Annotated in this window: 14 protein-coding genes and 2 pseudogenes; 9 read left to right on the top strand and 7 right to left on the bottom strand. The window is 70.3% G+C overall.

What is annotated here, in order from left to right:
• Nucleotides 1–171: 171 nt before the first annotated feature.
• Nucleotides 172–501: pseudogene (locus tag ACIBNA_RS37160) on the bottom strand (DUF3533 domain-containing protein); the annotation flags it as partial.
• Between the two features lie 165 nt (nt 502–666).
• Between ACIBNA_RS37160 and ACIBNA_RS37155 the strand changes: the two are divergent.
• A pseudogene (locus ACIBNA_RS37155) lies at nt 667–2,649 on the top strand (PHP domain-containing protein); the annotation flags it as partial.
• Nucleotides 2,650–3,022: 373 nt separating this feature from the next.
• On the opposite strand, the gene ACIBNA_RS37150 reads toward ACIBNA_RS37155, so the two are convergent.
• The 5 genes from ACIBNA_RS37150 to ACIBNA_RS37130 form a co-directional block, all read right to left on the bottom strand.
• A complete protein-coding gene (locus tag ACIBNA_RS37150) occupies nt 3,023–3,787 on the bottom strand; it encodes a thioesterase II family protein (RefSeq protein ID WP_399169628.1) in 765 nt (254 codons plus the stop codon).
• Nucleotides 3,788–3,881: 94 nt separating this feature from the next.
• The gene (locus ACIBNA_RS37145; RefSeq protein WP_399169627.1) at nt 3,882–5,093 is read right to left on the bottom strand and encodes a cytochrome P450; all 1,212 of its coding nucleotides are present in this window, start codon (nt 5,091–5,093) and stop codon (nt 3,882–3,884) included.
• A 27-nt stretch (nt 5,094–5,120) separates the two neighbouring features.
• Nucleotides 5,121–5,957: a phytanoyl-CoA dioxygenase family protein gene (locus tag ACIBNA_RS37140; RefSeq protein WP_399169625.1), complete on the bottom strand. Its 837-nt coding sequence runs from the start codon at nt 5,955–5,957 to the stop codon at nt 5,121–5,123.
• A gap of 71 nt (nt 5,958–6,028) precedes the next feature.
• Nucleotides 6,029–7,258: a beta-ketoacyl-[acyl-carrier-protein] synthase family protein gene (locus tag ACIBNA_RS37135; RefSeq protein ID WP_399169624.1), complete on the bottom strand. Its 1,230-nt coding sequence runs from the start codon at nt 7,256–7,258 to the stop codon at nt 6,029–6,031.
• Nucleotides 7,255–7,503, bottom strand: coding sequence for a phosphopantetheine-binding protein (locus tag ACIBNA_RS37130; RefSeq protein WP_399169623.1), 249 nt, complete (start codon nt 7,501–7,503; stop codon nt 7,255–7,257). The genes ACIBNA_RS37135 and ACIBNA_RS37130 overlap by 4 nt, the downstream gene beginning before the upstream one ends.
• Before the next feature lie 529 nt (nt 7,504–8,032).
• Between ACIBNA_RS37130 and ACIBNA_RS37125 the strand changes: the two genes are divergently transcribed.
• The 6 genes from ACIBNA_RS37125 to sbnA all read left to right on the top strand — a co-directional run bounded on the left by ACIBNA_RS37125 (nt 8,033) and on the right by sbnA (nt 17,098).
• Nucleotides 8,033–9,094 carry a cytochrome P450 gene (locus tag ACIBNA_RS37125; protein WP_399169622.1) on the top strand — a complete coding sequence of 354 codons (1,062 nt, stop codon included), beginning with the start codon at nt 8,033–8,035 and terminating at the stop codon, nt 9,092–9,094.
• Between the two features lie 282 nt (nt 9,095–9,376).
• Entirely contained in the window at nt 9,377–11,326 is a 1,950-nt protein-coding gene (locus tag ACIBNA_RS37120) for a BTAD domain-containing putative transcriptional regulator (protein ID WP_399169621.1), read from the top strand.
• A 96-nt stretch (nt 11,327–11,422) separates the two neighbouring features.
• Nucleotides 11,423–14,011 (top strand): amino acid adenylation domain-containing protein, encoded by a 2,589-nt coding sequence (locus ACIBNA_RS37115; protein WP_399169620.1) that lies wholly within the window; start codon nt 11,423–11,425, stop codon nt 14,009–14,011.
• A 6-nt stretch (nt 14,012–14,017) separates the two neighbouring features.
• The gene (locus tag ACIBNA_RS37110; RefSeq protein ID WP_399169619.1) at nt 14,018–15,007 is read left to right on the top strand and encodes a TauD/TfdA family dioxygenase; all 990 of its coding nucleotides are present in this window, start codon (nt 14,018–14,020) and stop codon (nt 15,005–15,007) included.
• A 40-nt stretch (nt 15,008–15,047) separates the two neighbouring features.
• The gene (sbnB, locus tag ACIBNA_RS37105; RefSeq protein WP_399169618.1) at nt 15,048–16,085 is read left to right on the top strand and encodes a 2,3-diaminopropionate biosynthesis protein SbnB; all 1,038 of its coding nucleotides are present in this window, start codon (nt 15,048–15,050) and stop codon (nt 16,083–16,085) included.
• Between the two features lie 14 nt (nt 16,086–16,099).
• Nucleotides 16,100–17,098, top strand: a complete 999-nt coding sequence (gene sbnA / locus ACIBNA_RS37100) for a 2,3-diaminopropionate biosynthesis protein SbnA (protein ID WP_399169617.1) — start codon at nt 16,100–16,102, stop codon at nt 17,096–17,098.
• Here the strand turns inward: sbnA and ACIBNA_RS37095 are convergent.
• On the bottom strand, nt 17,080–17,328 hold the full coding sequence (locus ACIBNA_RS37095; RefSeq protein WP_399169616.1) for a hypothetical protein: 249 nt from the start codon (nt 17,326–17,328) through the stop codon (nt 17,080–17,082). The genes sbnA and ACIBNA_RS37095 overlap by 19 nt on opposite strands.
• Nucleotides 17,329–17,795: 467 nt before the next feature.
• On the opposite strand from ACIBNA_RS37095, the gene ACIBNA_RS37090 reads away from it, so the two are divergent.
• Both ACIBNA_RS37090 and ACIBNA_RS37085 read left to right on the top strand, forming a co-directional pair.
• Nucleotides 17,796–18,011, top strand: coding sequence for an MbtH family protein (locus tag ACIBNA_RS37090; protein ID WP_399169615.1), 216 nt, complete (start codon nt 17,796–17,798; stop codon nt 18,009–18,011).
• A gap of 154 nt (nt 18,012–18,165) precedes the next feature.
• The coding region (locus ACIBNA_RS37085) for a condensation domain-containing protein (RefSeq protein ID WP_399169614.1) at nt 18,166–22,632 on the top strand (4,467 nt) is incomplete at its 3' end.

Genomic DNA, 22,632 nt, shown 5'->3' with positions numbered 1-22,632 from the left:
GCCTCCGGCGGTTGAGCGGGGTGCCTGCGGCGGCCTGTTCGGGTTCGGTGGGGGTGCGCGCCTTGGCCTACGCGGCGGTGGTGGGTCGGGCCGCGTCGGGGGGTGTCCGTCCTCGGAACGGCGCGTGGGGTCGGACGCCGACTGACTCGTCGACCAGGTGCCGGCGCTCAGGGCGCCGCCTGCGCTCGGGTTGCCCAGGATCACCGCCAGCAGGATGACCAGGCCGATGCCGATCGTGCCGAAGGTGCCCTGGAGGGCCAGGGTGGGCCGCGCCCACGGCGAAGATGATCAAGGTGCCCAGGCCCCAGAGGGCTGCTGTGCTGCCGGGGAGGGCGTCCAGGATCGGGCCGGCGATGAGGGCTCGCCGAGGCCGCCGAGGATCGCGACCAGGGCCATGACCGCGAGGCGGATCGCGGCGCGCTGGGGGTTCGACGGCTTGGCTCCGGTGCTGATGGCCAGGGCCGCGGTGCCCAGGTAGCCGCCCACGCACCAGCCGACCACCTGTGCGGCATGCCGCCACGGTCGGGGGCGGTGCGGTGTTTCCGCAGGTGGGGCGGGGTCGAACGGATGTCGCACATACATTCGAGAATTGGTCTATGGTGGGGGTGGGATAGCTGGGAACAGATGTTCGAGATCCGGTGTGGTTCACGAGTGCGGGAGGTGCGTGTGCCGGGGTTCACGCATCTGCACACCGTCTCCGGGTTCTCGTTGCGGTATGGAGCCTCGCACCCGGAACGGCTGGCCGAGCGTGCCTCCGAGCGGGGCATGGATGCCCTGGCTCTCACTGATCGCGACACGCTCGCCGGTGCCGTCCGGTTCGCGAAGGCCTGCGCGAAGGCGGGGGTCCGTCCGGTGTTCGGGGCGGATCTATCGGTGGCGGGAGCGGAGCCCCCTGAGCCCGGGGCGGGGCGGGGGCGGCGCCGGACTCCTGTGCGCGGTGGCGCCTTCGTCGACGAGTCCGCCCCCCGGGTGACCTTTCTCGCCCGGGACGGTGCCCGTGGGTGGGCCGGGCTGTGCCGGCTCGTCTCGGCGGCGCATGAGGGGGAGGGGCCGCCCCTGCTGCCCTGGGAGCGCAATCATGCCGAGGGTGTGACCGTGCTGCTCGGGCCTGACTCGGATGTGGGGCGTGCCTTGGCCGCCGGGCGTCCCGACCGTGCGGCGCGGCTGCTCGTGCCCTGGCGGGAGGTCTACGGCGACGCCCTGCGGCTGGAGGCCGTCTGGCATGGCCGGAAAGGTACGGGGCCCGGCTCCCTGCGACTGGCCGCCCGGACCGTCGGGTTCGCCGCCGAGCAGCGGATCCGGCCCGTGCTCAGCAACGCCGTACGGTACGCCGACCCGGGGCTGGGGCCGGTCGCCGACGTGCTGGACGCCGCGCGCCGGCTGGTGCCCGTCGACCCGACCAAGGAGCTGGACTCCGGCGAGGCCTGGCTCAAGGGCGCGGGGGCCATGCTCGGGGTGGCGGAGCGGATCGTGGAGGCCGCCGGGTTCCGACGGGACACCGCTCATCGGCTCGTGGAGCAGACCGAGGTCACGGCCGCCGAGTGCCTGGTCGATCCCGAGGGCGACCTCGGGATCGGTACCGTCCACTTCCCCGAGCCGCATCTGGTCGGCGCCGGCCGCCGTACCGCCCAGCGGACGCTGGCCTCGCGGGCGGCGGCGGGGATGGTGCTGCGCGGGTACGACCGGCGGCGGGAGTACTGGGAGCGGATGCACCACGAGCTGGACATCATCGCCCACCACGGCTTCGCCTCCTACTTCCTGACCGTGGCCCAAGTGGTCGACGACGTACGGGAGATGGGCATCCGGGTCGCCGCCCGGGGCTCCGGTGCGGGGTCGCTCGTCAACCATCTGCTCGGGATCGCGAACGCCGATCCGATCGAGCACCGGCTGCTGATGGAGCGGTTCCTGTCGAAGGAGCGGGTCGTGCTGCCCGACATCGACATCGACGTGGAGTCCGCGCGCCGGCTGGAGGTCTACCGCGCGATCATCGACCGGTTCGGCACCGAGCGGGTCGCGACGGTCGCGATGCCGGAGACGTATCGCGTGCGGCATGCGATCCGCGACGTGGGGGCGGCGCTGTCCATGGATCCGGCCGAGATCGACCGGGTCGCCAAGTCCTTTCCGCACATCCGGGCGCGGGACGCCCGTGCGGCCCTGGAGGAACTGCCCGAACTGCGGGCGCTGGCGGGGGAGAAGGAGAGGTACGGGAGGCTGTGGGAGCTGGTCGAGGCGCTGGACGCGCTGCCGCGCGGGGTGGCCATGCACCCGTGCGGGGTGCTGCTGTCCGACGCCTCCCTGCTGGCGCGTACGCCGGTCATGCCGACCAGCGGCGAGGGCTTTCCGATGTCGCAGTTCGACAAGGACGACGTCGAGGACCTCGGGCTGCTGAAGCTGGATGTGCTGGGGGTGCGGATGCAGTCGGCCATGGCGCACGCGGTGGCGGAAGTGGAGCGGGTGTCGGGGGTCAGGGTCGATCTGGACGCGCTGCCGCCGGGGGATCCGGAGACGTACCGGCTGATCCGGTCCACCGAGACGCTCGGCTGCTTCCAGATCGAGTCGCCGGGACAGCGGGACCTGGTCGGGCGGCTCCAGCCGGCCGGCTTCCACGATCTCGTCGTCGACATCTCGCTGTTCCGGCCCGGGCCCGTATTGTTTCCGCACTCACTGTGTCCCGCACTGGTCGTGTCTCTTTGCGACGAAATTACGTCGCGGGCCGAGTCCCAGCCGTTCAGTCAAGAATGTTGCTCTGGAGTAGCAGGAGCTTGCCTACGTCGAGATGGCCTTCCGGTTCACCGAAACCGTGCTGCTCGGTTTCGACATCATTGCCGTACACGACCGAGTCAAGTGATAGCGACGTCTGGCCGCATGTGATGAACGCAAGGAACGCGTGGGTGGCGCTGCGGGCGCGGTAAGTAGGCAACTGAACATGTCTTCAGGCTCACTCGACCGTAACGGCGGTCTGAGCGGGTGCGGATCTGGTCGAAGGCTTGCGGGAGTCCGCCCAATTGGGCTCGGAAGTGGGTTAGGCGCGCTGTCTGATGTTCGGTTCCGGCAGCACGGAGGTGATGAGGTCCGCGAGGTACGGCATGTGGTCGTCGAGGAAAAAGTGGCCCCCTGCCAACACGTGGAAAGAGAAAGCAGCCTGTGTTTCGCTCCCCCAGGCTCGCGCGGCCTCGACCGTGACACCTGGGTCCTTGTCACCGGTCAGGACCGTTATCGGGCAGTCGAGCGGGGGCGCGCTCCGGTAGATGTAATCTTCCACGATCCGGTAGTCGGCGCGTACTGGTGGAAGGGCGAGGCGCAGGAGATCGGGGGAGGACAGCAGTTCGTCTGCCGTTCCGGACAACTGCCTTATGTCCTCGATGAGTTCGGAGTCAGACATCTCGCCCACTGGCTTCCTCCTGGCGGGCCACTGCGGCAGCGAGGGGCCGCGTCGACCGGAGACGAACAGAGCGGCGGGCGGCTGTCCCTCGGCCGCCAGGCGTCGCGCAGCCTCGAATGCCAGGAGCGCGCCCATGCTGTGCCCGAACAGGATCGTCGGCGTCCCATCGACGGGCGCCGGAAGTGCGGCGAGTGCGGCTGCGACCATCTCTTCGGCTCGCTCGGCGAATGGCTCTCCGAACCGCTCCTGGCGGCCTGGGTACTGCACGATCAGTGGCTCTATGGCGCCAGCAACGGCGGCCGAGAGCGCGTGGTAAGCGCTAGCCGAGCCGCCTGCGTGTGGAAAACAGAGCAGGCGGCTTCCAGCATTGGGTGCGGAATGAAAGCGACGTATCCAGTCGCTCACGAGTGTGTCCTCCCTTTTCGGGTCGCGGTTCGTGCTCTCTGTCGCGCAGCCACTCGAGTTCAGTTGGGCCAGGCGGCGAATGGTGGTGTTCCTGTCACATTGCGGTTAGGGAGACGGATAGTTGCTCAGGGCCATTGACGACGATGGAGCTCAGCAGAGTCGGCTCGCCGTCGAGCTCTACGTTGATCGACTGAGTAAGCAACTCGTTGTAGAGATGGCGTAGTTCGACGCGAGCGAGCATGCTACCGATGCAGAAATGCTCCCCGAAGCCCAGGGCCAGGTGGCGGTTGGGGTTGCGGCGGATGTCGAAGCGATCGGGATCGGGGAATACTGCCTCGTCGCGGTTGGCCGAGGGCAGCCAGAATGTGACGCGGTCGCCGGCGGCTATCTGGTGTCCGCGGATCTCCACCGGCCGGGTCGCGGTGCGCATGATGTGCGTCGCGGTCGAGGTCCAGCGCAGTACCTCCTCGACCGCGGAGGGCAACAGGGCCGGGTCCTGTCTGAGGTCCTGCCATTGGCCGGGGTGGCGCAAGAACGCCAGCATGCCCCCGGACGCTGCGATGCGGGTGTTCTCGGTGCCGCCGACGAGAAGGTTGTTGCAGTTGAGGATCACGTCGTCCGGGGTGAGCGGCTCGCCGTCGACCTCGGCCGTGGCGAGGATGCTCACCAGGTCGTCCGAGGGGTTCTTCGCCTTGTCCGTCCGCAGAGTGTCGAAATACCCCAGGATGTCCAGGTGTGCGAGGCGCTGCGTCAACGGGTCACCGGCCCCGAAGGCATCACTGGTCAGCGTGAACAGTCGTTCCCAGTCGGCACCGGGGATCCCCATCATCTTGCAGATCACATAGAGCGGGACGCGGGCGGCGACGTCCGCCACGAAGTCGCAGGTGCCCCGTTCGAGAGCCTCGCCCACCACACGCCGCGCCACCCCCTGGATGTCCTGCTCGATGGCGCGTACCGAACGGACCGAGAACCACTCGTCGACGAGCCCGCGCAGCTGTTTGTGTCGTGGCGCGTCGGTCAGCGCGAGGGTGCGCCCGCCGCCGGGGTCGGCGCCGTGGCTGTCGGGGCGCAGCAGAATCCCCTGGGCAGAGCTGAAAGTGGCCGCGTCCCGGTAGGCGGTGCGCACGTCGTCGTACGTCGTCAGGGCCCAGAAGCCGGGGAGGTCGGTCGGCTCGTGCCAGTACACGGGCGCGTGGGCGCGGAGCCAGCGCCACTGGGCGAACGGGTCGCCTGTCGCGTACAGCTCCGGGTCCACGAGGTTGATCTGCGGTTGCTGTTCGGCTGCTCGGATCGGCTCGGTCGCCATGCGGATGTCTCGCAACTCTGCTCGGCTTCAGTACGACACCAGGTCGAGGCGCTCGTCGGCGCGGCGCTCCACCGGTGCGGTGTCCCGGGAGACCAGGAAGGCTGGGCGGGTGGGGCGCGCGGGGGCGTTGGTGATGGCGTTGTACGTGATGAGCAGTAGCGCGCGGCGGTCCGCCGACCGGTTGTTGGACGAGGAATGGACGATGCTCGGGTGGAAGACCTGGATGGAGCCGCGCGGCCCCGTGAAGACCTTCCGGCCGTTCTCGTCGGCCAAGTGCCGCGCCCGGTCGCCGTCTACGGTGTAGGCGAGGTCGGCCGACACGTGCGAGCGCCAGTCGGACTCCGCGCCGTCCGCGCGGCCCTCGGGAAGGTCGAGCAGGCCCAACCGGTGCGAGCCTGGTATGGCGGTGAGTGGTCCGTTGCCCTCGTGGACGTCGTCCAGGGAGACGGCGATGTTGACGGCGGCGGGGCTCGGCATGCCGTCCTCCTCGTGCCAGAACGCGAAGTCCTGGTGCCACGGCCAGGCCGCCCCCTCGTGGGCCTGCTTAAGGTTGACCTTGAACTGGTAGACGTAGACGGGCCCGCCGACGAGCTCCTCGGCGAGCTCCACCAGCCGGGGCAGGCGGACGAGGGCCGCGCACACCTCGTCGAAGGCATGGCAGCCGTGGAGGGCGCGAACCGTACCGCTGTCCTTCTCGTACACGACCTCGGGCCGGCGCTCGTGGCTGATGGAGACCACGCGCTCCCGCAGCAGTGCGACGGCGTCGTCGCTGAAGTGGAACGGCGGCTCGCACCAACCGTCCGTCTCGTAGGCGGACTTGAGGTCGGCGAGCGAGGTGGCAGTTCCTGCCGCGGTGCTGGCCATGGACACGAATCTCCTGGGTGACGTAGGGAAGGGGCCTGATTCGGCCGTGGGCCGTGCGGGGCCGGTGCGAGTCAGGCGGAGGTGAGGACGAGCGCGGCGTTCTGGCCGCCGAAGCCGAAGGACGTGCTGAGCGCGCTGGTCGTGACCACGTCCCTGGGCTTGTCGGTCACCAGGTCGAGCCCGGCCGCCGCGCCATCCACCCGCTCCACGTTGGCAGTGGGCGGCACCTGTTGGTTGGCCAGCGTCAGCAGGGTGAAGGCCGCCTCCAGGGCTCCGGCCGCGCCCAAGGTGTGTCCCGTCAGGCTCTTGGTGGCTGTCACCGGCGGGGCGTGCGGGAACACGCGGGTGAGCATGCTTGCCTCCGCGGCGTCGCCGAGCGGAGTCGCGGTGCCGTGGGCGTTGATGTGTCCGATGTCGGCCGCCGCCAGACCGGCGTCGGCGAGGGCGGTGCGCGTGGCGAGCTCCGTGCCGCGGCCCTCGGGGTCGGGAGTTGTGTAGTGGTGGGCGTCGGCCGAGGCGCCGTACCCGGCGACATGGCCCCGGACGCGCGCCGAGCGGGCCCGCGCATCTTCGGCGCGCTCCAGGACGAGCATGCCCGCGCCCTCGCCGAGCACGAAGCCGTCCCGCTCCGCGTCGAACGGGCGGGAGGCCTCGGCGGGAGCCGTGCCGCGCGTCGACAGTGCGCCCATGCGGCTGAAACCGATGCTGGCGATCCTGGCGCGGCCGGATTCGGCGCCGCCGACGACGGCGATGTCGCAGCTGCCGGCCCGCAGCAGATCCCGCCCTAGGCCAATGGCCGTGGCACCGGAGGCGCAGGCCGTACTGACGCTCAGGCTGGGGCCGAACGCGCCCAGGTCCGTGCTGATCTCGCCGGCCGTGATGCCGGTCAGACAGCGCGAGATGAACAACGGCGAGACACGGGAGTGGTTCTCGGCGGCGAAGTGCTTGGACTGCCGGTCCCAGTGTTGCGTGCTGGTGCCGCCCACGCCCAGGATCACCGCGACCCGCGCCCCGTCCCAGGACTCCGGGTCGAGCCCGGCGTCGGCCACGGCCTGTCGGGCCGCGACAACCGCCATCTTCGCGTAGGGCTCCAGGCGCCAGGAGAGCGCGCGGCCGAGCAGGGCGTCCCCATCGAAGCCGGGCACGGCGCAGCAGAAGTCGACGGCCAGGCCTTCCAGAAGGGGGTCGGCGGCGGCGGTCGAGGCGCCGGCGAGCAGCCCCGCCCAGTTGGCTTCGACGCCGATGCCGAGCGGCGAGACCAGGCCGAGGCCGGTCACGGCCACCACGGGGGAGGCGTTCACGAGGAGACCTCGGTCCGGCTGCTCATCGCTGCCTCCACCACAGCCACCGCGTCACTGATGGTGCTGTCCGGCGTCAGTTGCAGCGGCGGAACGCCGTACTCCTCGTCCAGGATCACCGAGAACTCGACGAGAGCCAACGAATCGATCTTGAGCTCTACGAAGGTGATGTCGGGGGTGATGAGCGACTTCTCGATGCCCAGAGCATCGGAAAGGCGCTGGACGATCTCGTCATGGGTACTGGACATCGGGAGTTCCTTCCAAGAATGGCCGGACAGGATGCGCGTCATCGACTTCCGGTGCGTACGGGTTCCGGTTGGAATTTCGTTGGAGCTCCGGCATTTCAGGGGCCTGTACGCAAATAGGCAAGGGTAGTGTCTGGCTCGCCTCCGACAATTCACGCATGAGTCGTTACGTAGCCATTAATATGGTGCTCGATCGTATACTGCCGCCTCCGACCCGGTGCGGTCACGATAATTGCGACCCTAGGCCACGGATCTCCGCCATGGCAAGCGGCAACTTACCAAGATATTCGGCGTTATCAGTCGCCTGCTTCATTTACCAGGCATGACCGGCTGCCGGGTCGTTCCGGTTTCATTCATTGATATATGAATGAAAACGAAGTGATAGATCGCGGGTGCATCGTGCCATCGACATGTCGCGATGGGGGGATGTACAGGGATGCCGAATTCCAGAGATGTGCTCGACGGGTTGCCGGTTGGCCCGCTGCCTCTTCCCTGCGACCCGGAGGGCACGTCCCCTGTCCAGTGGGTGCACATGCCGAACGGTGTGGGGGTCTGGGCCGTGTCCGACTACCACCTCGCCCGCCAGGTGCTGGCTGACCCGCGGTTCAGCCGCGCGGCCGCCGTCGCGCCCGACGTACCGAAGGTCGCCAGCATCGACCCGTCGCCCGACTCCATCGTCAGTCTCGACGGCAAGGCGCACGCCCGGCTGCGCAGAATCGTGGCGGGGGCCTTTACTGAGCGACGCATCAGCGCGCTCGGCCCGTTCATCGAGACCCGCTCGAGCGAACTCCTGGACGCCATGGCTGACGGCGGGCGGTCGGCAGACCTGGTCGCCGGGCTCGCCGCGCCGCTGCCGCTCAGCGTGCTCTGCTACATGCTCGGCGTTCCCGAGGCCGACCGGGAGAGCTTCCGGGAGTGGGTGCCGGTCCTCTTCGACCTCGATGGCGAGGGCGCCGAGAGTCGCACCCGGGCGTTCCTCCTCACCCACTACATGACGAAACTCATCAGCGGCAAACGCAAGGAACCCGGCGGCGATCTCATCAGCGCTCTGATCCAAGCGGCCGACGAGGAAGGCAAGCTGACGAACCGTGAGCTCGTTACCCTCTCCCTGGCGCTCCTCATGGCCGGCTACGACTCCACCGCCGACCAGATCACCCTCGCCTTCCTGAGCCTGCTGCACGACCCCGCTCGTGCCGCCGCCCTGCGCGCCGACCCCTCTCTGGTCCCCGCCGAGGTCGAGGAGCTCCTGCGTATCAACCCCTCGGCGCCCCTCAGTTTCAGTCGCGCGGTAACCGAACCCGTCCAGCTGGCGGATGTCACCATTTCCCCGGGAGAACCGGTCCTGGTATTCCTCATGGGCGCAAACCGAACCCGCGACGATTCCGGAAACCCCGCCGGAATCCCCCATCTCACGTTCGGCCGCGGAGTGCACCGCTGCCTCGGCGCCCCGCTGGCCAGACTTCAGCTGGCGACGGTCATCCGTTTGACTCTGGAGCGCTTCCCGAACCTCGCGCTCGCCGACGACGTCGACCGCCTCGACTGGAAGCCCGCGGCGGCGACCCGCGGCCTCAAGTCCCTGAGTGTGCACTGGTGAACGGCCTACCGACGGGCCTGTCGTACACACCTGAAGCCCGCGCCCGTCCCGGATGAACGGTCGTGCCTATAGTGTGCTGCGCCATTGATCTCGTCGTTGGCTCCTGGCACCCCAGCGCTGCCGACTCGCCCGAGTACCCCGAGGCCGGGGCCGGACGAGCAGCTGACCAAGCGCTAGGGCCGGGCGCGAATCCACCGACGAACTTCGGGCGCTGCGCAATAGTGATCACCAGATAGTTCCACTTGCGACGGGGGTAACAGGGTGGTTTTAGGGAGTGACCGCATGGCTTCCTCCGATGCCGCGCACGAGGGCGCGGGCGAAGCCAAGCACGAAAGAATTGCAATAAGGGTTCTGGGCGCCCTGTCGGCGACCGTGAATGGACACCCTGTTGTGATAGCGGGTCCACGGCAGCGCACCATCTTCGCGATGCTCGTCCTGGCCGGGGGGCACGTCGTCTCCGTGGACAGCCTCGTGGACGCGGTGTGGGGAGGCCGACCGCCGAACACGGCACGGACCCAAGTGGCCATCTGCGTCGGGGCATTGCGCAAGGCATTCCGGGCGTCATTCTTCGCCGCCCCGGTCATCGAGACCACCCACCCCGGATACCGGATCCTGACGCGGGCGTGCACCTTAGACGCCCGCGACTTCGCAACCATCTCCGCGGAGGCAGCCGAAAGTATCCGCCTCGGCCACGTTGACGAGGGCGTCGGGCTGTACCGGAAAGCCCTGGAACTGTGGACCGGGCGCGCCCTGTCCGGTGTCGCGGGGCAGGTGATCGAGGACGAGGCGACGCGCCTGGAGGCGGAGCGCCTCGCCGCCTACGAAGCGCTTTTCGACGCGGAGCTCACGCTCGGCCGGCACCAGGACGTGCTGCCTGAGCTCTCGGCGCTGGCCGACGACCAGCCCCTGCACGAGAAGCTGCGGCATAGCCTGATGCTCGCTCAGTACCGGTCCGGGCGGCGGGCGGAGGCGGCGGAGGGCTTCCGCAACTGGCGCAGGCGGTTCGTCGAGGAGATCGGGATGGAGCCGAGCGCGTCCATCCACGAGCTGCATCGCGCCATCCTCCAAGACGCCCCCGAACTCTCCCTCTTCGGCGACGACGAACCCCAGTCCGGGCGGCGCGCCTCGCCAGCAGAACTGCCCGCCGACGTACCAGATTTCCTGGGACGAGAGACAGAACTCGCCGTCCTGGACACCCTGGTGGCCGACGCGGGCGACAAGGAGCCGTCCGGCGCTGCCCGGCCGCGCGCGGGCGTCGTCGCCGGCGCCGCCGGAGTCGGCAAGACGAGCCTCGTCGCTCACTGGGCGCACCGCGTCTTGCAGCACTTCCCCGACGGGCAGCTCTACGCCGACCTGTCCCAGTACGAGTGGACGCAGCCGAGTGCCACCGTGCACGCGCTGCTCGGCCGCTTCCTGCGGGTCCTCGGCGTCGCAGCGGAGCTGGTCCCCGAGCGCCTCGACGAATGTGTCTCGCTCTACCGCAGCCTGCTGGCCGACCGGCGCGTCCTGGTGGTCCTCGACAACGCCTCCAGCCTGGCACACATCCAGCCGTTCCTGCCGGGCAGCGGCCCCTCGCGGGTCGTGGCGACCACCGGCGGACGCCAGGACCCGATGGCCGTGGGCAGCGGCGCGGTCCGGGTCGACCTCGGCCCGCTGCCCGACGCGCAGGCGGTGGAACTGGTGGCGCGGATCATCGGCGAGCGCCGCGTCCTCGAAGACGCCTCGGCCGTCTACGAGTTGGGCCGCCTGTGCGGCAGGCTTCCCCTCGCGCTGCGGGCCGCCGCGGGCCGGCTCGCCGTCAAACCCCACTGGTCCGTACGGCATCTGGTGTACCGCCTGACCAAGGGACGCCGCCTCGACGAACTCAGCGCGGGCGGCCTGGAGGTGCGGCAGGGCTTGGAGCGCGGCTACCGCAGCCTGTCCGAGGAGGCGGCCCGTATGTGCCGGATGCTGGGCCTGCTGGACGCGCCGGACTTCACGGCCCACGCCGGAGCCACGCTGCTCGCCGTGGACCAGGTGGCGGCGGAGGACGCGATGGAGCAGCTCTTCGACATGCATCTGCTGACAGTGGTCGGCACGGACGCCGGCGGGGCACTGCGTTATGCCTTCCACGAGCTGGCGCGGCTCTTCGCCCGTGAGCGGGCGCTGGCCGAGGAGTCCGACCAGACCCGGCAGGCCGCGCTCAACCGCCTCTCCGGGATGCATCTGACCGGTCTGTCGATATCCCGCTGATAAGGGCGACATCTAGCGTCTTGCGTGTCATGTGAAGGAAGCGACGATTCCGCAGGAGTGGCTGCAGGAGTGGCTGCGCGCACGGAAGGTACTGGTGTGGAGACTGCGCCTCTGGCGTTTTGGCAGCGCGTGCTCACCGGCGGCGGTTTCACGCCTCTGCCCCGGTGGCCGGTGCGCTCGGCGGACCCCGTCGGAGCCGTCGGCGGCCCCGTGCCGCAGAGCGCCCCGGACGCGACCGCCGTCTGGCGGGCCGCGGTTCCCGAGCCGGTCGCGCACGCGCTACTGCGCCTGTGCGAGCGCTCCGGTGCGTCCCTGGACAGCGCGGTCCTCACCGCCTACGCCAAGGTCCTGGCGCAGGTCACCGCCGAGCCAGTGGTGGTTCTCGGCCAGCTGCCGCCGTCGGCCGCCGGCGCCGGGGACGCGGTGCCCTGCCGGGTGGACGTCGGGGACGGCACCTGGGCCCGGCTCCTCGACGACACAGCCCGGATCCACGCCGACGTCCTGCGCCACCTCCCCGACTTCCCGGAGGAGAGCCGCACCGGTGGGGGCGGCCCGCTCTACGACACCCTGTTCGTGCCCGGTCGTGCCCCCGCCGCCCAGGACCTCGCGCCGGACACCGTTCTCGCGCTGGGCCTGTCCCAGGACGGCGACCGGCCGGCGCTCGTGCTCCGCTACCGCCCGGAGGCCGTGGGCGCCGACCAGGCAGGCCGGATCGCCGGATATCTGCTCGCCGCCCTGGACGCGCTGAGCGGTGCGTCGGACACGGACCATCACACATGGAGCCCCCTCACACCCGACGAAGTCACCTACCAGACACTCGGGTTGGCCGGACCGCCGCGCGAACTGCCCGACCTGCGCGTCCACGAACTCTTTGAGGAACAGGTGCGCCAGCGCCCCGACGACGTCGCGGCCGTCCACAATGGCACCTCGTGGACGTACCGCCTCCTCAACCAGCGCGCCAACCGCGTCGCCCACGCGCTCCTCGACGCCGGGCTGCGCCCCGAGGACGTGGTCGCCGTGGTGACCGAACGCGACCTGGAGTGGCTGGCGGCCGTCCTCGCCGTCCTCAAGGCGGGCGGCGTCTACCTCCCCGTGGAACCGCAGTTCCCCGCCGACCGCGTCACCGACATGCTTCAGCGCAGCGATTGCCACCACGTGCTCACCCGACGGGGCGTCTCCCGCAGCCTGGACGAGGCGTCGGCGCGGCTGCCCGGCGTACGCGTCGACGATCTCGACGACCTGTCCTCGGGACCGGACACCGACCCCGGCCTGCCGGTGACGGCGGACCAGAGCGCGTACATCTACTTCACGTCCGGCTCGACCGGCACACCGAAGGGCGCCGTGTGCGAGCACGCAGGCTTCCTCAACCACGTCTTCGCCAAGATCGACGACCTCGGCATCATGGCGGGCACGGTGGTGGCGCAGACCGCGCCTCAGTGCTTCGACATCTCCCTGTGGCAGCTCGTGGCGGCCCTCGTGGTCGGCGGGCGCACCGTGGTCGTCGACCAGCCAGCCGTCGAGGACGTCGCCCGTCTGCTTGAGACCCTCGCTGAGGAGAACGTCGAGGTCCTGCAGGTCGTGCCCTCCTACCTGGAGACGATGCTGACCGAACTCGACCACACCCCGCGCCCGCTGCCGCGGCTGCGCTGTGTGTCAGCGACCGGCGAGGCGCTCAAGAAGGAGCTGACCGAGCGCTGGTTCGCGGCCTTCCCAGACAAGGCGCTGGTCAACGCGTACGGACTCACCGAGACGTCGGACGATACGAATCACGAGGTGATGACGGGCGTCCCGGAGGCCGCGTCAGTGCCGCTCGGCAGGCCGGTCGCCAACGTACGCGTGTACGTGGTCGACGAGGCGCTGCGGCCCGTCCCGCTCGGCTCGCCCGGCGAGATCGTCTTCTCCGGCGTGTGCGTGGGCCGCGGCTACGTCAACGACGAGGAGCGCACCCGCGCCGCCTTCGTCCCTGACCCGCACGTGTCCGGCGCCCGTTTGTACCGCTCCGGCGACATCGGGCGCTGGCTGCCCGGCGGACGCCTGGAGTTCCTCGGGCGGCGTGACGCGCAAGTGAAGATCCGGGGCTTCCGCATCGAGATCGGAGAGATCGAGAACCGGCTGCTGACCGTCCCCGGCGTGCGCGACAGCGCCGTCATCGTGACCGGCAGCGGCGGCTCGGGCCAACTCGTGGCCTTCTGGACTGGATCCGCGGATCTGACCGCGGACGCGCTCGCGGCGGCGCTCGGCCAGGCCTTGCCCGCGTACATGGTGCCGAGCCATTTCCACCGTCTGCCCGAGCTGCCGCTGACCGGCAACGGCAAGACCGACCGCAAGGCCCTGACCCGTGTCGCCGGCGAACGCGCCACGGACGACGGCGCGTCGGGTACCGGGGACGCCCCGGGCGAGGCACCGCGGACGGCCGCCGAGCGGCGGGTCGCCGCACTGTGGGCCGGGGTCCTCATGGTGCCCGCTGAGCGCATCGGACGCGACGCCGACTTTTTCGGCCTCGGCGGTACCTCGCTCTCCCTCGTCCGCCTGGCCATCGCGCTCGACCGCTCGCTCTCCCCCCGGGAACTGCGGAACACCCCGCGGCTCGCGGACCTCGCCGCGCTCCTCGACGGCCGCAGCGCCCAGACCCCGGCGCACCAGGCCGCGACCGCGGCGCCCGACAGCACGAAGACGGACGGCTGAACCCCCATGACCGACACCACTTCGCCCGGCGAAACCCTCGCCGATGGCTCCCGCCTCGTCCTCGGCGAGGGACGGACACCGGTCCTCGAATCGCCCGGCCGCGACGTGCCCGCGAAAGACGTACGCGAAGCGCTCGGCCGGCACGGCGCGGTCCTCGTCCGCGGCCTCGGCCTGAGCGCACCGGCCGACCTGGCCGCCGTGGCCCACGCGCTCGACGTGACGCCGATGCGTGAACGCGAGAGCTTCGCCGCCCGCCACGACCTGGGACACGGCGTGTACTCGGCGTCGCTCTGGCCGGTCGACGAGCCGATGTGCATGCACCACGAGCTTAGTTACGCCGCCGAGGTCCCCGCCATCGCCCTCTTCGGCTGCCTGCGGGCCCCTGGCAGCGGCGGCGCCACCGGCGTGGCCGACGCGCGGGCCGTCCTCGACGCCCTGCCCATCGAACTGGTCGGGCCCTTCGAACGGGACGGCTGGCTCCTCGCCCGACACTACGGAGACGTCGGCCTGAGCTGGGCGGAGGCGTTCGGCACCGAGGACGCCGACGAGGTGTCCGCGTACTGCCGCGCGCACGACCTCGACCACCAGTGGCTGGCGGACGGCTCGCTGCGCACCCTGCAGCGCAGGTCGGCCGTCGTCCGGCACCCCGTGTCGGGCGAGCGCCTCTGGTTCAACCAAATCGCGTTCCTCAACGAACTGACGTTGGACCCGGCGATCCGGGAGTACCTGCTCGCCCTCTACGGCCCGGACGCGCTGCCCTTTACCACGCGTTACGGCGACGGCACCGCCATCCCGGAATCCGTGATCGATACCATCAACGCCACCTATGCGGCGGCCACTTCGCGCGAGCCGTGGCAGACCGGCGACGTGCTCGTCGTGGACAACCTGCGCATGGCGCACAGCCGCGAGGCCTACGAAGGCGAACGCGAGGTCGTCGCGCTCTTCGGCGACCCGACACGGCTGCCCGGCCACACGCGGCCCGTGCCGGCCCGCTGACACCTCAGGAACCCCCAGGAACCCCTCAGGGAGCTTCTCCATGCCCGAGCAGTACGCGACACCATCGTTCTCCGTAATCTCCGGGGTCCAGGTGCATCACGTCCTCGATGGCCGGCACCGGGAGGTGGTCGACCTCATCGAGGCCGCCTACCGGTGGCACGGCGAAGGACAGACCGTGAACCCGCCCTCATACTTCCTGCGGTTCCCCGACCGGCCGTCCTCTCGCATGATCGCCCTGCCCGCGTCGGTCGGCGGCGACGCCCCCACCGACGGGCTGAAGTGGATCTCCAGCTTCCCGTCGAACGTCGAGCGCGGCATCCCCCGGGCCTCCGCGGTCCTCATCCTCAACGACCACGACACCGGCTACCCACTGGCCTGCCTGGAGAGCTCCATCATCAGCGCCGCGCGCACCGCGGCCTCGGCAGCGCTCGCCGCCGACCGGATCGCGGTGGCCCGTGGCGGCCGCCCGGCCCGCGTCGGCTTCTTCGGTGTCGGCCTGATCGCACGCTACGTCCATGCCTATCTGGCGGGCACGGGCTGGTCGTTCGACGAGATCGGCGTGCACGACCTCTCCGCGGAGCACGCCGCCGGGTTCGGGGACTATTTGCGCCGCGCCGGTGAGCCGGGGCCGGTCACGCTCCACGACGACGCCGAGTCGCTGATCCGCTCCTCCGACCTGGTGGTCTTCGCGACGGTGGCCGGGACGCCGCACGTCACCGAACCCGCCTGGTTCGCGCACAACCCGTTGGTCCTCCATCTGTCGCTGCGAGACCTCGCGCCGGAGGTGGTGCTCGCGGCCACCAACATCGTCGACGACGTCGACCACTGCCTCAAGGCCGATACATCGCCGCACCTGGCCGAACAGCAGGTCGGCAACCGGAACTTTGTCGATGGCACGCTCCATGACGTCCTGACCGGCACCCTGCGGCCGGACACCGAACGGCCCGTCATCTTCTCGCCGTTCGGACTCGGCGTGCTCGACCTGGTGCTCGGCCGACACATCTACGACGCGGTCGCGGCAGCCGGCGAACTGCACGTCGTCGACGGCTTCTTCCACGAGATGCGACGCTACGGCTGAGGCGGGGAGGCCACGTGCCGGTCATCTCGGCGCCCCAGGAGTTCAACCAGGACGACTTGTACGTCGATCTCGGTGCCGTGCTCGACATGCCCCTGTTCCTCAAGTGCGAGGGCTTCAATTTCACCGGGTCCATCAAGCAGAAGGCCGCCGTGGAGATGGTGGAGGCCGCCGAACGGGACGGCCTCATCGCGCCGGACTCCGTCCTGGTCGAGTCCTCCTCGGGAAACCTCGGCATCGCGCTGAGCGTCATCGCCGCCGCCAAGGGATACCACTTTGTCTGCGTCACCGACCCCCGCTGCAACCTGGCGGCCAAGCGCCTCATGTCGGTGCTCGGCGCCACGGTGCACACCGTCACCGAGCCCGACGGCGAAGGCGGATTCCTCGCCGCGCGCATTCGCCACGTGCGCGGCCTGTGTGCGGCGGACGACCGGTACGTGTGGCTCAACCAGTATGAGAACGAAGCCAATTGGCGAGCCCACTACCGGCACACCGCGCCCGCCGTCGACCGCATCTTCCCCGACCTCGACGTGCTCTTCGTCGGGGCGGGCACAACGGGCACGCTGATGGGGTGCGCGCGCTGGTACCGGGAACACCGCCCGCACGTACGCGTCGTGGCCGTGGACAGCGTGGGATCCGTGGCGTTCGGGCATCCGCCGGGGCCGCGCATGATCCCGGGGCTCGGCTCCGGTGTCCGACCGCCCCTGCTGGACGAGGAGTTCGTCGACGAGGTGATCCTCGTGCCCGAGCGGGAGACGGTGCGGATGTGCCACCGCCTCGCCGGGGGCGGATTCGTCTTCGGCGGGTCCACCGGTACCTTGGTCAGCGGCGCCGGGCAGTGGCTCGACGCGAACGCCCGCCGCACCGGGCTCACCTGCGTGGCAATATCGCCGGACATGGGCGAGCGCTATCTCGACACCGTCTACCAGGAGAACTGGGTGGAGGGGATCTACGGCCGCGAGGCGCTGGGGCCGAGGCGGCCGGATCCGACCGAGCGTCAGATCAACCGGATCTGACTCCGTTCGGCGTCACCCAGGGTGGCCGCGTAGCAGTACGAGGCACGGCCCGTGGAGAGCAGCGGCGCGTGGTGCACGCCCGCCACGTACGAGGAGTGGCAGGCCGCGAGGACTTCGGGGCCCTCGATGTGCCGGTCCACCGCCCTGGCGTACAGCCTGCCCGCCGACGTCGCGTCCTGCGGCGTCAGCTCCAGCAGTTCGACGCCGTCGCGGTCGAGCAGATCCTGCACGGCCGTACCGACGCCGGACTGATGGGATTTCGTACAGTATTCGTCCCAACACGTGCGCATGGCACAGGAAACCGCGAACGTGACCGCGGGTATCACAAGACGGAGTTCCCCGGCGCTCATGGCGGCTTTGACGGAGGACGCGGCCGAGGAGTGGCCGACCGCGATCTCGTATAGGGCAAAGGAATCGGGTACTGCGCACCCATCTGATGTTCCCAGAAGGTCGTGCAGCTTCACTGATGCTCCTCTCGGTCTCAGGGCAGTTTGTGTGACGGAAGGCCAAAGGATAGCCGCTGAAGGTGCCGAGAAGACCCTCGCCCGCGCATGAGAATCCGGGAATGACCGCACGATATCGAAGTGATGAAAGCCCGTGATGGGGTGGGGTCCTCGGGCTTGTGAACACGGTCGAGCCAGCCGAGGGGCCGCCTTCTCCACGTCGCCGGCCCCACTATCGAAAACGAGGTTGTGGTGTGACGAACCCCTTTGACGACACTGAGGGAAAGTTCCTCGTCCTCCTGAACGAGGAGGAGCAGTACTCGCTGTGGCCCAGCTTCATCGAGGTGCCCGCCGGCTGGCAAACCGTCCTTGAGGAGACGGACCGGAACACCTGTGTCGAGTTCATCGAGAAGAACTGGACCGATATGCGGCCCAAATCCCTCCGGGACGCAATGGACACGCACGCCTGAGGAAGGAACGCCGAGCCAGGACGGGCCGCCCGGGCGGTGACGCCCGCCCTGGCTCGATTCTCTTTCCTCCCCTTCCCTCTGTTCCTTCCTTTTCCGTCGTTCCCAACTCATGGGCAGGTAGCAGGTGTCTGACGCTCAAGCCACTCGTCGACCGTTGTCCGCCGCGCAGCACGGCGTCTGGTTCGCGCACCAGCAGGGCCTCACCGACCTGGACTTCAGCCTCGCGCAGTGCGTCGACATCCGTGGCGCTGTCGACGCGGACCTCTTCAGGGCCGCCGTCGGCGCGGCTCTGACCGAGGCCGAGGCCCTGCGTGTCCGCTTCACCGAGGACGGCGACGACGTGTGGCAGACCCCCATGCCCGTCCCTGAGGATGCCCTGACGTGCCGCGACGTGTCGACGGAGCCCGACCCGGCGGAGACCGCCCTGAGCTGGATGCGCGAGGACCGCGCCCGCCCAGTCGACCTGCTCGCCGATCGGCTCTACGACCTCGCCCTGTTCCGCCTCTCGCCCGACCGCCACCTCTGGTACACGCGCGCCCACCACGCCGTCATCGACGGCCACGGCGCCGCCCTGTTCACCCGCCGCGTCGCCGAGATCTACACCGCCCTCGCCGAACAACGCCCCTGCGGCGACTCGACGTTCGCAACCCTCGCCGCCCTCGTCGAGGAGGACGAGGAGTACCGCGCGTCGCCGGACTTCGCCGAGGACCGGACGTACTGGGAGGACCGACTCGCCGACCGGCCGCAGCGCTTCAGCCTCGCGCGCCGCACCGCCACCTCGCGCGGTTCCTCGCTGCGCGCCACCACCCGCCTCGCCACGGACCTCAACGACGACCTGGTCGCCGCCGCCCGCACTGCCCGCACCCACTGGTCCGTGGTCCTCACGGCCGCCGTCGCGCTGTACGCCCACCGCATGACCGGCGTCGACCACATCACGCTCGGTTTCCCCGTCACCGCCCGCGTCACCCTCACCGCCCGCCGCACCCCCGGCATGACCGCGAACGTCGTGCCGCTCCGGCTCACGGTGGGCGCGGACGACGACTTCGGGCAGCTCGTCGCGCGCACCACTCGGGCCGTCAAGGAGGCGCTGCGCCACCAGCGGTACCGCCAAGAGGACCTCCAGCGCCACTTCGCGCCGTCCCCTGATGCCTCCGGTTCCTTCGGACCGCTGGTCAACATCATGGGCCTGCAGGACGGCCTGGCCTTCGGCGAGCACCCCGGCAGGCTCCTCAACCTCGGCAACGGCCCCCTCGACGACCTGGCCTTCGACGTCTACGGCACGGCACGCGGCGAACAGCTCGTCATCCACCTCGACGGCAATGAGACGCTCTACACCGTCGACGAACTCACCTGGCATCTAGCCCGGTTCGAGCACACCCTGGCCGCGGCCCTGGCCGAGCCGGCCTGTGCCGTCGGTGAACTGGACGTGGTGCCCGCCCAGGAGCGCAAGCTGCTCCTCGACGCCTGGAACGCCACGGCCGCGCAGGAGCGGACCGCGGCGCCGGCGGAGCGGATCGCCGAGCCGGTGCGGCGCACCCCGGAGGCGCCCGCGGTCGTTGCGGAGGACGGTGTCCTCTCGTACGCGGAGCTGAACGCCCGCGCCAACCGTGTCGCCCGGCTCCTCATCGAGCACGGCGCGGGTCCGGAGCGCGCCGTCGCGGTGGTCGAGAACCGGTCGGTCGACTGGCCCGTGGCGCTGCTCGCGGTGGCGAAGGCGGGGGCGGCGTGTCTGGTGCTGGAACCCGAGGCCGACGGGGGTTCTGAGGCGGAGGCGGCTGTCCTGGCGGGGGCGCGGGTGGTGTGCGTGCTCACCTCCGGCCGCGCGCCAGAACTGCCGGTGGAGCCAACGCTGCCCCGCATCGTCCTGGGCGAACCGTGCACCGAGGAGGCACTGGCCGGGCGGTCGGACGCCGACGTCACCGACGCGGAACGCACTGCTCCGCTGCTGCCCTCCCACCCCGCACACATCACCCGCACGGAGGGCCTGACCACAACCTACGCGGCCCTCGCCGACCAGCTCGCCTGGCTGCCGGCCCGCCATCCGCAGGGTCCCGGCGACCGCGTCCTTCAGGGGACCGCGCCACTGTGGGACTTCCACTGGGCGCTGGGCGGCGGAGCGACGCTCGTCCTCCCCGAGCGCGGGGCGCCCTCATACGAATCGGCCCCGCACGACGCGGCCCGCGCCGCCGCCGGCCTCGCCGCGGACATCGCCACTCGGCGGATCACGGCCCTGCACACCACCCCCACCGTGCTCGCCGCCCTCCTCGCCCGCCTCGACGAGCCGGGCACCCAGACGTACTCCTCCCTGCGCACCGTCGTCTGCGACGGCGAACCCCTTCCGGCTCAGCTCGCCGCACGCTTCCGTGACGTACTGGGCGACGTCGCTCTCAGCACCGCGTACGCGCCCGTGCAGACCGGCGTGCACGCCACGGCCGGGGACGCCGAGACCACGGCTCAGCCCGACGGCGCCTCGATCGGCAAGCCCGTGCCCGGAAGCCGGGTGTACGTCCTGGACGCTTCGCTGCGCCCGACACCCGTCGGCGTGACCGGTGAACTGTACGTGGCGGGCGCACAGTTGGCGCGCGGCTACACGGGCCGTCCCGGACCGACCGCCGAGCGCCTCGTCGCCGACCCGCACGGCGCACCGGGGGAGCGGATGCACCGCAGCGGCGATCTCGCGCGATGGCGTGCCGACGGAAGCCTCGAACTCGTCGGTATCGCAGCGAAGTTCGGAAACATCGCGGAACTACGTACAGATACCACCAGCGTCGTCGCCGCCCACCCGCACGTCGGCCAGTCGGTGGCCGTCGTCCGCGAGGACCCGGACGGGACCGTCGTCACCATCGCCTACGTCGTGCCGCCCCCTGGCATCGAAGCCGACCCGGAGGCGATCCGGCGCCACGCCGCCGAACGCCTGCCCGAGGCGCAGACGCCGACGGCCGTGGTCGTGCTCGACGCATTGCCCGTCACCGCCCGGCACACCCTGGACCGCGCGGCGCTGCCGTTGCCGCTGCCGGCCCCGGCGGCCGAACCGATCCGGCGCACCGCGCGTACCCCGCGCGAGGAAGCCCTCTGTCGCGCGTTCGCCGAGGTCCTCGGCGTCGACACGCCCGGCATCGACGACAACTTCTTCGAGCTCGGCGGCCAGTCCCTGACGTCGGTCCGGCTGCTCAGCCGGGTCCGCACCGAACTCGGTGTCGAACTGCCCGTGCGCGCCCTTTTCGAGGCGCCCACCGTGGCCCGGCTGGCGCGGCGCATCGACGAGGCCGAACAGGCCACCCGCGTCGGCCTCGTCCCCGCGCAGCGCCCCGACCGGCTACCGCTCTCCTTCGCGCAGCGCCGGCTGTGGTTCCTCAACCGCCTCGAAGGACCGGCATCGACCGCGTACAACATGCCGTTCGCCGTACGCCTCACCGGCGACCTGGACCGGGAGGCGCTGGCCGCCGCGCTGCGAGACGTCGTCGTCCGGCACGAGTCGCTGCGCACCGTCTTCCCCGAAGGGCCGGACGAAGCGCCCCACCAGAAGATCCTGGACCCCCACGAGGTCCCCGCCGACCTCCTGATCACCGCTTCCGCGACTACCGACCAACTGCCGGACCTGCTCACCCGCGGCGCCGCCGACACCTTCGACCTGACCCTCGAACTCCCGCTGCGTGCCACGCTGTTCCCCCTGGGGCCGATCGAGCACGTGCTGCTCCTGGTGATGCACCACATCGCGGGCGACGGCTGGTCGATGGTCCCGCTGGCGAGGGACCTGGTGACGGCGTACGAGGCGCGTGTGGCGGGGGAGTCCCCGGACTGGAAGCCGTTGGCGGTGCAGTACGCGGACTACACCTTGTGGCAGCACCGCACCCTCGGCGACGAGGACGACCCGACGAGCCAGCTTTCACGTCAACTGGCCTATTGGGCATCGACGTTGGAAGGCCTGCCAGAGCACCTCGACCTGCCCGCGGACCGGCCCCGTCCGGCCCTGGCCTCCCACCGGGGCGAGAGCGTGCCGGTCGAGATCGACCCCCAGACGCACCGGGGCTTGGCCGCCCTTGCCCAAGAGGGCGACGCCAGCCTCTTCATGGTGGTCCAGGCCGCACTCGCCACGCTGTTGTCGCGGATGGGTGCGGGGACGGACATCGCGATCGGTACGCCGATCGCGGGGCGTACGGATGAGGCGCTGGACGAGCTGGTCGGCTTCTTCGTGAATACGTTGGTGCTGCGGACGGATCTGTCGGGTGATCCGACGTTCCGTGAGCTGGTGGAGCGGGTGCGGGAGACGGACCTGGCGGCGTATGCGCACCAGGATGTGCCGTTCGAGCACCTCGTGGAGGTCCTCAACCCGGTCCGCTCCATGGCGTCCCACCCGCTGTTCCAGGTGATGCTCGCCTTCCAGAACAACGCCGCACCGCACTTCGAGCTCCCCGGCCTGGCCACGGAGATCGACCAACTGAACACCCAGACGGCCAAGTTCGACCTGCTCGTGAACATCACGGAGCAGCACGATGAAGACGGCGCGCCCGCCGGGCTGACGGGATTCCTGGAGTTCTCCACTGATCTGTTCGATCGGGGGACGGTCGAGGGGTTGGTGGAGCGGTTCGGCCGGGTGCTGGCCGGGGTGGTGGCCGATGCC

The organism is Streptomyces sp. NPDC050164, from assembly GCF_044459945.1.
GTDB classification, from domain to species: Bacteria; Actinomycetota; Actinomycetes; order Streptomycetales; family Streptomycetaceae; genus Streptomyces; species Streptomyces coeruleorubidus_A.
The sequence above is the reverse complement of the archived record's forward strand: the minus strand, read 5'-3'. Positions and strand labels throughout refer to the sequence as shown.